This window comes from Streptomyces sp. NPDC047072, assembly GCF_040643855.1.
In the GTDB taxonomy this organism is placed as follows: domain Bacteria; phylum Actinomycetota; class Actinomycetes; order Streptomycetales; family Streptomycetaceae; genus Streptomyces.
Genome location: NZ_JBEYVC010000057.1, coordinates 47906 through 57034, shown reverse-complemented (window position 1 = coordinate 57034; position 9129 = coordinate 47906). Strand labels below are relative to the sequence as shown.

Annotated in this window: 7 protein-coding genes and 1 pseudogene; 6 read left to right on the top strand and 2 right to left on the bottom strand. The window is 71.5% G+C overall.

The annotated features are described in order from the left end of the window. Together ABZ896_RS24065 and ABZ896_RS24060 are read left to right on the top strand one after the other, a co-directional pair. Positions 1-2065, top strand: a 2065-nt coding sequence (locus ABZ896_RS24065; protein WP_360932607.1) for an ATP-binding cassette domain-containing protein, incomplete at its 5' end; no start/stop codon positions are given. Positions 2066-2103: 38 nt separating this feature from the next. After that, positions 2104-3300 (top strand): ABC transporter substrate-binding protein, encoded by a 1197-nt coding sequence (locus ABZ896_RS24060; protein WP_360932604.1) that lies wholly within the window; start codon positions 2104-2106, stop codon positions 3298-3300. A gap of 200 nt (positions 3301-3500) precedes the next feature. Here the strand turns inward: ABZ896_RS24060 and ABZ896_RS24055 are convergent, their stop codons facing one another. Next, positions 3501-3701 carry a hypothetical protein gene (locus tag ABZ896_RS24055; RefSeq protein ID WP_360932617.1) on the bottom strand — a complete coding sequence of 67 codons (201 nt, stop codon included), beginning with the start codon at positions 3699-3701 and terminating at the stop codon, positions 3501-3503. Between the two features lie 113 nt (positions 3702-3814). Beyond that, positions 3815-3982, bottom strand: a pseudogene (locus ABZ896_RS24050) (tannase/feruloyl esterase family alpha/beta hydrolase); the annotation flags it as partial. Between the two features lie 490 nt (positions 3983-4472). Between ABZ896_RS24050 and ABZ896_RS24045 the strand changes: the two are divergent. From ABZ896_RS24045 to ABZ896_RS24030, 4 genes are all read left to right on the top strand, one after another. Beyond that, positions 4473-5135 (top strand): SDR family NAD(P)-dependent oxidoreductase, encoded by a 663-nt coding sequence (locus ABZ896_RS24045; RefSeq protein ID WP_360932601.1) that lies wholly within the window; start codon positions 4473-4475, stop codon positions 5133-5135. Between the two features lie 359 nt (positions 5136-5494). Then, on the top strand, positions 5495-6490 hold the full coding sequence (locus ABZ896_RS24040; protein WP_360932598.1) for a helix-turn-helix domain-containing protein: 996 nt from the start codon (positions 5495-5497) through the stop codon (positions 6488-6490). A 186-nt stretch (positions 6491-6676) separates the two neighbouring features. Continuing rightward, positions 6677-8212: an FAD/NAD(P)-binding protein gene (locus ABZ896_RS24035; protein WP_360932595.1), complete on the top strand. Its 1536-nt coding sequence runs from the start codon at positions 6677-6679 to the stop codon at positions 8210-8212. A 43-nt stretch (positions 8213-8255) separates the two neighbouring features. Then, complete coding sequence (locus tag ABZ896_RS24030) at positions 8256-9068, top strand: class II aldolase/adducin family protein (protein ID WP_360932592.1); 813 nt, start codon at positions 8256-8258, stop codon at positions 9066-9068. Positions 9069-9129: the final 61 nt, after the last annotated feature.

Below are 9129 nucleotides of genomic sequence, written 5' to 3'. Positions count from 1 at the left end.
CGCGGCGGTGGCGACGGACCTGTCCTGGCCGCCGTACGCCGAGACAACCCCGTTGATCCTGGCGGCCGTTGTGGGGGTCCTCGCGCTGGCCGTGCCCGCCGCCGCGTCGGGCCTGCGGATGCGGCTGGTGGCCGCCAAGTCGCACCCCTTGGCCGCCCGTACGATTGGTATCGCGCCGGAGGCGCAGTCGTCGCTGTCGTTCGCGGTGAGCGGGGCGTGCACCTGCTTCGCGGGCGTGCTGCTCGGTCTCCTCACCGGGTTCGTCAGTCCGGAGCCCTTCTCCCTCGCGTTCGGCATCTCCCTGATCGGGGCGTGCGTGCTCGGCGGGGCCGGCACGATCGTCGGCGCCGTGGCGGGCGGTGTCTACCTCACATGGAATGCCTCGCTGTCCTCCGCGGTGGGGCTGCCGCAGCCGGTCGTCCAGGGCCTCGTCCTGATCGCGGTGCTCCTCTTCCTCCCGGGTGGAGCCGTGCCGTTCCTCGCCGGGCTCGTCCGCAGGGTGGTGCGCAGGCCGGATGCCCAAGTCCCCTTGCCCGAGGGGCCGTCGACGGACGCCCCACCGACCACGCCCGCGCGTGAGGGCGGCTCCGTGCTGCTGCGCCTGGAGCACCTGTCCGTGTCGTACGGCGGCCTCAAGGCCCTGGAGGACGCCTCGTTGTCCCTGCGCGCGAATGAGATCCTGGCGGTGATCGGGCCCAACGGGGCGGGAAAGACGACCCTGTTGAACGCCCTGTCCGGGCTGACCGGCAACGGCCGGGTGAGCGGGAACGCCGACTTCGCTGGCCAACCGCTGCTCAAGACCCGGGCCACCGCGCGCCGGCGACTGGGCATCGGCCGTACGTTCCAGCACGCCGAGGTGTTCTCCGAACTCACCGTCGCCGAGAACGTGTTGTGCACCCGCCGCCGGATCACCGCCCGGGACCTGGCCGACGTCGCCCGGCTGCTGCACTCCGTCGGACTCGCGGACGTGGCCGAACGCCGCCCGGCCGAGCTGCCGTTCGGACTCCAGAAGCGGCTCGACCTGGCCCGCGCGATGGCCGAGAAGCCCCGACTCCTCGTGCTGGACGAGCCGTTCGGCGGTCTCGACGCCGGGGAACGGGAGCTGCTGGCGGGCCACATCAGGCGGCTGCACGCCGAGGGCACCGCCGTGGTGGTCATCGACCACGTCCTCGACGACCTCTTCGCCGTCGCCCATCGCGTGCTGGCCTTCGACTTCGGCCGCGCCATCGGCGAGGGCACCCCGGACACCGTGCTGGAGGACCCGAAAGTGAGGTCGTCGTACCTGGGAACCGTCGACGGCCGGACGCGCCCGCCCGAGCAGGCGAGCGAGCGGAGGATGATCCGGCTGCACGGGATCGGTCACTCGTACGGCGGTGTGGTCGCCCTGCGCGACGTCGACCTCGACGTCCGCCAAGGGGCCGTCCTCGGCATCGCCGGGGCCAACGGAGCGGGCAAGAGCACGCTCGCCGGGATCCTGCACGGCTCGCTCACGGCGACCCGCGGTGAGCGGGAGACGGACGCAGTCGTCCGCACCAGCCTGGCGCCCGAGGGGCGTGCCCTGTTCAAGACGCTCTCCCTGCGCGAGAACCTCGAAGTCGCCGCGTACGCGACCGGCATCAACGGAGCGCGGCTGCGGCAGCGAATGGACGAGACCGTCCAGTGGCTGCCGGCCCGGCTGCGCGACCGGATGTCCGCCTCGGCCGGCGGCCTGTCCGGCGGGGAGCAGCAGATGCTCGCCATCGCCCGGGCCCTGATCGTCGCGCCCGACGTCCTGATCGTCGACGAACCGGCGCTCGGACTCGCCCCGGCCCTGGTCGACGAGGTCTACGACCGCCTCGCCCGCCTCGCCCACGACGGCCTGACCGTCGTACTCCTCGAACAACTCCTCAGCCGGGCCCTGTCCGTCTGCCACGAGGTGGCCGTCCTGCACGAAGGTGCCGTCGCCGCCCACGGGCGGCCGGACGACCCGGCCTTCGCCTCCCTGGCGGAAGCCGCGTACTTCAGCGGCGGCCTCGGAGCCGCCACTCCCCCGGCGGCCAACGCCCCTGCATCTCCGGTGAATTGACAATCCCGTCCTCAACGAGGTGGACCGTGTTTCGAACCATGAGAAAGTTCCGCCGCGTCGCGGGAACGACAGCCGTCCTGGCCGTGGTGGCGCTGACCGCGAACGCGTGCGGCGGACAGGACTCCGCGGGCTCCGCCGGCGGCTCGTCCGAGATCCACATCGGCGCGTGGCTGCCCCTCACCGGCGCGACCGCCGCGTACGGGGTGCCCGAGAAGGCGGGCGCGGACGCGTACTTCAAGATGCTCAACGCGCACGGCGGCATCAACGGGCGCAAGATCGACTGGACGGTCAAGGACAACGCGGCCGACCCGCAGCAGACCGTGCAGATCGCGCGTGAACTCGTGGCCCAGGACAAGGTCGTGGCCATCGTGAACGCCAACGGCACCTCGCAGGCGGAGGCGGCCTTCCCGTACGTCCTCAACCAGTCCAAGGTGCCCGTCCTCAACGAGGTGGGCGGCGCCGAGAACTGGTACGAGCCGCCCCGGCCCGGCCTGTTCGGCACCCAGACGCTGTACGAGGACCAGGCCGCGGCGGTCGCCGCGTGGGCAGTGCAGGACGGCGCGAAGAAGATCCTCGTCGTCCACAGCGACCCGGCCGCGTTCGTGAACGTGGCGAAGCAGGTGGAGCCCGTCGCGAAGGAGGTGGATCCCTCGGTCGAGGTCGACCGGTTGCCGGTCAAGTACCAGACCACCGACTACACCCCCGTGATCAGCAAGGTGAAGTCCGCTCACCCTCAAGCGGTCATCCTGATCCTCACCTCCCCCGAGGCGGCTGCCTTCCTCAAGGAGGCCAAGCTCCAGGGCCTCTCCCTGCCTACGTACGCCTACGCGCCCGTCGCCGCCGAGTCGACGGTCTCGCTGGCCAAGGACGCCGCCGAGGGTCTCAAAGCCGTGCAGTTGGTGAAGGCGCCCTCGGATCCGGACCCGGCCGTCAAGGAGTTCCGTACCGCGATGGCCAAGTACGAGCCGGGGCAGGACGCCGGGTTCCTCGCGCTGTGGGGCTGGAGCAACGCGAAGGTGTTCGCCGAGATCGTGAAGACCATCAAGGGGCCGGTCACCTCCCAGGCCATCATCGCGGCGTACCAGAAAGCGTCCTCGATCGATCCCGGGGTCTCACCCGAGATGAAGTTCAGCGCGAGCGACCATCTCGGCACCCGCAGCGTGCAGCGGGTGGAGGTGAAGAACGGTGTCTGGACGTCGGTCGGCGACTTCTATACGCCGCCGGCCCGCAACTGAACACCCCCTTCGCGCAAGGTTGGTCCTAGCAGGAGTTCGTGGGGCCGGCGTTCACAGGACGTTCCGCTCCGCCTTGTCCTGCGACAGCGGTTCGTCGGAGCAGAGGCGGCGCCCGTCCGGCAGCCGTTCGCCGGGCATCACTGCCGCACCACCAGGGGATGCATCAGGCGGCTGAAGGGTTCGCCCGGCGGGCGGTGCGCTCACTGCCGGCTCACCAGGTCCCACATCACGGCTGGCGGCAGGGAGGGGTTGGACGCTGCGGCTTCCACCACTCGCCAGTCCGCGTCGGCGAGCAGTTCCGCGATGACCAGCGGCGGGAGGGTCGGGTGGCAGGCGTCCAGGGGGCTCGCCCGCTTGTCGTTGCGCGGCACTCCGTGCGCGGTTCCGGCGCTGATGGCCACGCCGTAGGCCGTGTTCCCGGCGCTGTCGAGGGTGCTCGGATCGATGGAGCCACCGCAGCTGTGGTCGGTGCCGGGCGGAGAGGTACAGGCGCATGAACGCGTCGGTCGTAGGGCTCCATCCCCATCGCGGTGCTCTGCGCGTAGTCGGCGGTGCACTCCAGGACGACGAGCTTGCCACCGCGCCGGACGAAGGCCGACAGGTCGGGGTCGACCGTGTCCATCATCGTCGAGACCTGCGCCAGGCGGGTCGGGTGGTCGACACGGTCGTAGCCGTTCACCATGTCGACGTGCGGGTTCTGAGCGAAGGACGAAGGGCGGATACGCGGGGTCGCCGTAGCTGAGCATGTGGTTGCTGCCGACCTCCGCGGCCAGGGACCACGGCTCCTCCCCGACGAGGAAGCCCGGGTGGTGGTTCAGCCCGCTGGGCAGGGTGAGCCCGAGGTCGAGGCGCTGGTAGCGGTCGCGGTGGAAGGCGACGGCGACATCCGCGTCGTGAGGGGCGCCGGAGGCCACGTCGCGGCCGTTGGTGAGGCCGGGATGTCCCACCGGTCGGGCGCGCCGTCCGACCGTACGCGATGCCCCGGCTTGAGGCCGAGCTGCTTGGCGGGCGGCGTATCCGAAATCCATCGTGAGGGTTCGGGTGCAGGGCGCCCCCGGTGCCACCGGGTTGCCCCCGCGCCAGGTGCGCCGGGAGTGTTGCCCCACCCCTCCCGGCACCCCCGTGACGTACTCTCCGCTACGTAAGCGTCCGGGGAATCAAGGGAGTTGAGGATGTCGACAGCGGTGGTGGTCGGTGCGGGGACGGGGATCGGCAGGGCGGTGGCCGCGCGGTTCGTGCGGGAGGGGTTCTCCGTCGCCGTGATCGCCCGCCGCCCCGAGACCGTGTCGCGGGTGGCCGCCGACATCGGACGGGACGGCGGCAGGGTTCTCCCCCTGACCGCCGACAGCACCGACGAGGACGCACTTCGGGCCGCGCTCGACTCGGCCGAGGCCGAGCTCGGCCCGGTCGACGTGGCCGTCTACAACGCCGCGCTGATCCGCCGGGACGCCCCGGGCGAGCTCGGCGCCCGGGGACAGCTGGACGCCTGGGCCGTCAACGTCGTGGGCGCCCTGAGCACCGCCGCACACGTCGCCCCCGGCATGGCCGCACGGGGTCACGGGACGATCCTGGTCACCGGCGGGATGCCCCGGGTCGACCCGGGCTACGTCAGCCTGGGCCTCGGGAAGTTCGGTGTCAGAACCCTGGTCGGACTGCTCGACGCGGAGTACGGTCCGGCAGGTGTCCACATCGCGTCGGTGACCGTGCCCGGCGCGGTCGCACCCGGCACCGCCTACGATCCGGACGACATCGCCGAGCACTACTGGCGACTGCACACCCAGCCACGCGAGGCCTGGGAGCACGAGGTCGTGCACGGCGGTGTGCCCGCTCCCTGACCAGCCGTACACACCGGGCGGCCGGTCCAGTCAAGACCGCCTTTCCGGTCCCCGGCCCCCGCGGGCGCCGCGCGCCCTCGGCCCACATAGCCCTCCTCCGGTCCCGATACCTCTCATGAATTCTCTGTGAACTACGCGCCGCGCAGGCGGACCGTCCCGAATCCGCAAACCAGTACGGACCGTCAACATTTGTTCGTTGAATCATGGCGTGAACCGCACTGGCCCTGCGCCAGGGACAGCGCCGCAGAATGAAACGCACTGTTTCACGACTCACGTATTGGACCGGGGGAGGGGACACTCATGTCCCGCAAAGCACGAGGCGTTTTCTTATTCGGGCCCGAAGCGGCGGAACCCCGTTCATGAGCGCGACGCTGGTCGAGAGATACGGACCGGTGCGTGTGCTGCGCACACAGGATGAGACGAACCTGCACCGCGGTTTCCATGCATGGGGACATCTCGTCACCGACGCCTGCGGGCCGCTGCAGGTCTACCGGACCGAACCGGGCACCTTCCAGGGAGCGATCGTCACCGGCACCTTCGGCACCGTCCAGCTCGCCGAGGTCCAGGCCGGCCCGCACGCCGTCGAACGCACCGAACTCCTGCTCAGCAGGGCCGCGGCCACCCCGCTCTACCTCACCTGCGTCCTCGCCGGCGAGGTCCGGGTCAGTCAGGACGGCAAGACCGCCGTGGCCCGTGCGGGCAACCTCTTCTCGTACGACAGCTCCCGGCCCTTCACCCTGTGGATGCGGCAGCCGATCCACATGGTGAGCGTGAAGTTCGACCATCGACTCGTCGACCTCAGGGCCGGGCTCGACCACCCGTTGCGGGCGGCCACCTGGTGCGGCAACAAGGGCGCCAGCGTCCTGCTCGCCGGCCTGCTGCGCAGCGCGGCGAGCCACATGGCGGAGCTGGACCCGGGGATCGCGGACCAGCTGGGCAGCAGTGTCGCCAGCCTGGTCGGCGCCGTGTGCTCGGAGAAGCTCGGTGAGGCGGGCCAGGATCCGGTGCTGATGCGGCGGGCACTGCTGCACCGGATCAAGACCTTCGCCCGTACCCGCCTGGGCAGCCCCGACCTCACCCCCCGCCACCTGGCCAAGAGCCACAACATCTCGTTGCGCTACCTTCAGTTGCTCTTCCAGAGCGAGGACACCAGCCCGGCCCTGTGGATCCGCAACGAGCGGCTGCGGCGCTGCAGGGACGACCTGTCCGACCCGCGCTCGGTCCATCTGACCGTGGCCAACATCGCGGAACGCTGGGGCCTGGACAGCGCCTCCCATTTCAGCAAACTCTTCCGCGAACGCTACGGGATGACGCCCCGCGAGTGGCGCAGGCAGAGTCTGCGCGGTCCCGAGTAGCGGCCCTGCGCGAATCCGTTATGCCGCATGCGTGTTCACGCCAGAGCGGCCGCCCCGGAGCCAGGAGACTGGGGCCTGCTTTCGCGGGGTTCGAGGGTTACAGGGGCTCGTCACGCGGTTTTTCCCTGCCGTTCAAGACCAGGAGCAGAACGGGAATTGTCGGCGATATTGAACGGGGGTTTTCGTATGCTTTTCTCTGCGAGAATCGGGATAGTCGGAGGCGGCGCCTCGGCGGTGTGCCTGCTGGACGCACTGAGCCGACGGGACGAAGTCCCGGAATCCGTGGTCGTGTTCGATCCCGGTCCTTATCTGTGGCGCGGGCGTGCCTATCAGCCCGACGCGGCGACGCTGCGGGTCAACGCCCCGCCGGAGGACATGACCGTGCGCGCCGGCGACCCGGGGCACTTCTCCCGCTGGCTGGCCGCGCGGGACGTGGTTCTCGGCACCCGCGCCGACCACGTCGACGCCCGGTCGGGCATCGCCTTCCCGCCGCGCGCGCTGTACGGCGACTACCTGGAGCAGTGCGCCCGTTGCGCGCTGACCCGGCTCGCCTCGCTGGGCACGCGCGTCGCGCTGGTCCGCGAGGGCGTCGTCGACCTGGCCCGCGAGAACGGCGCGCTCCTCGCGCAGACCACCGGCGGACGGACGTACGGCCTCGACCACGCCGTCCTGTGCGTCGGCACCGGGGAGCCGGCCGACCCGCACCGGCTCGCCGGCCGGCCGGGGTTCGTCGCGGATCCCTATCCGGTGGTACGGCGGCTCGCGGGCATCGGCGACGGCGACCGCGTCGTCGTGCTGGGCAGCGGGCTGACCGCGGTGGACGTGGTGCTGTCCCTGACGGCGGCCGGGCACCGCGGGGAGATCCTGCTGGCCTCCCGGCACGGTGTCCTGCCCAGTGTCCGGCAGCGTCCCGTGGAGCACACGCCGCGGTTCTTCACCGCGGCGCACTTCCGGGCGCTGGCCGCGCGCGGCGAGCGGCTCACTCTCGCGGACACCGTGGCCCTGATGCGGACCGAGCTGGCGGCCGCGGGAGCCCGGACGGATGTGATCGCGCGGGAGATCGTCTCGGGGACCACCGAGGACCCGATCGCCCGGCTGCGCCGTCACCTCGGTCTGGTCTCCGGCGCCGACCCGGGGCTACGGATCCTCCAGCGCGCGGTGCCGGACACCGGCCCGGACGTCTGGCCGCTGCTTCCCGGGCACGAGAAGTCGGGGCTGCTGCGCGAGCACTACCGAACCGTCATGAGCCTGTGCTGCCCCATGCCGCCGGCCAGCGCGGCGACCCTGCTGGAGCGGGCCGAGCGCGGGGCGCTGGAGATCGTGCGCGGGGTGCGGCGCATCACCGCCGGTCCCGGTGCGGGCTTCGAGGTGCACGGCGAGGACGGCGTCCGCCGCGCCGACGTCGTCGTCAACGCCGTGAGCCCGCCCGCACACCGGGTGCCGCGCGGTGCCGAGGCGCTCGTCGACGCGCTCACCGGGCGCGGGCTCGCCCTGCGGCACCCGCGCGGCGGGGTCCGGGTGGACCGGGCCACGAGCGGGCTGCGGACGGCGTCGGAGACCGACCGGCGCATCCACGTGCTGGGCGATCTCGCCTCCGGCTCGCTCTTCTTCACCTTCGGAGTCCCCTCGCTGGTGGACCGGGCGGTCGACATCGCCGAAGCCGTCCACCGGGAGGCGGGGCACAGTGCCGTCGGGTCCGCGGACTCCATGCAGGCCGTATGAGACCGAACGACCACCGCACGACCTACTACCGAGGAGCCACCGTATGACCGACATCGCGACGCGGGAGCCGGCCGCCTATCTCGCGGACACGCACACCGGACTCCCGCTGCCCACCGAGCCCGTCTTCGACTCCGTGGAGGACAGCCGCAGGCACCGCAAGCAGCGGCTGACCGCCGCTCTGCGGCTGTTCGGCAAGTACGGCTACGGGGAGGGGATCTCGGGGCACATATCGGTGCGCGACCCCGAGCACGAGGACCGGTTCTGGGTGAACCCGTTCGGTGTCTCCTTCAGCAGGGTCAAGGTCCGCGACCTGCTTCTGGTCGACTCCGAGGGCCGGGTGGTCGAGGGGCGCCACCGGCTCAACCCCAGCGCCTTCGTGATCCACTCCGCCATCCACCGCGCCCACCCGGGCGCCACCGCCGCGGCGCACGGCCACACCCCGTACTCGCGTGCCCTCGGCGCCCTCGGCCGGCTCCTGGAGCCGCTCGACCAGGAGTCCGCCGCCTTCTACCGGGACCAGGTCCTCTACGGCGACTACGAGGGCCCCTCGATCAGCCTGGCGCAGGGAGAGGACATCGCCGCCCGGCTGGGCGACAAGCGGGCGATCCTGCTGCGCCACCACGGGCTGATCACCGTGGGCGGTTCGGTCGACGAGGCGGTGCACTGGTTCTTCACCTACGAGGCCGCGGCCCAGGTGCAGTTGCTCGCCGCGGCGGCCGGTCCGGTGCACCCCATGAGCCACGAGCAGGCGCTGGCCGCGCGGGACGGCTTCGGGAACCGGCAGCTGGGCTGGTTCAGCTTCCAGCTGCTGTGGGACGAGATCGTCCACGAGCAGCCCGACCTGCTGGAGGAGTGAGCACGGTCCCGCCCCATGACGAGGCCGCTCCCCGCAAGGGAAGCGGCCTCGTTCGCGTGGT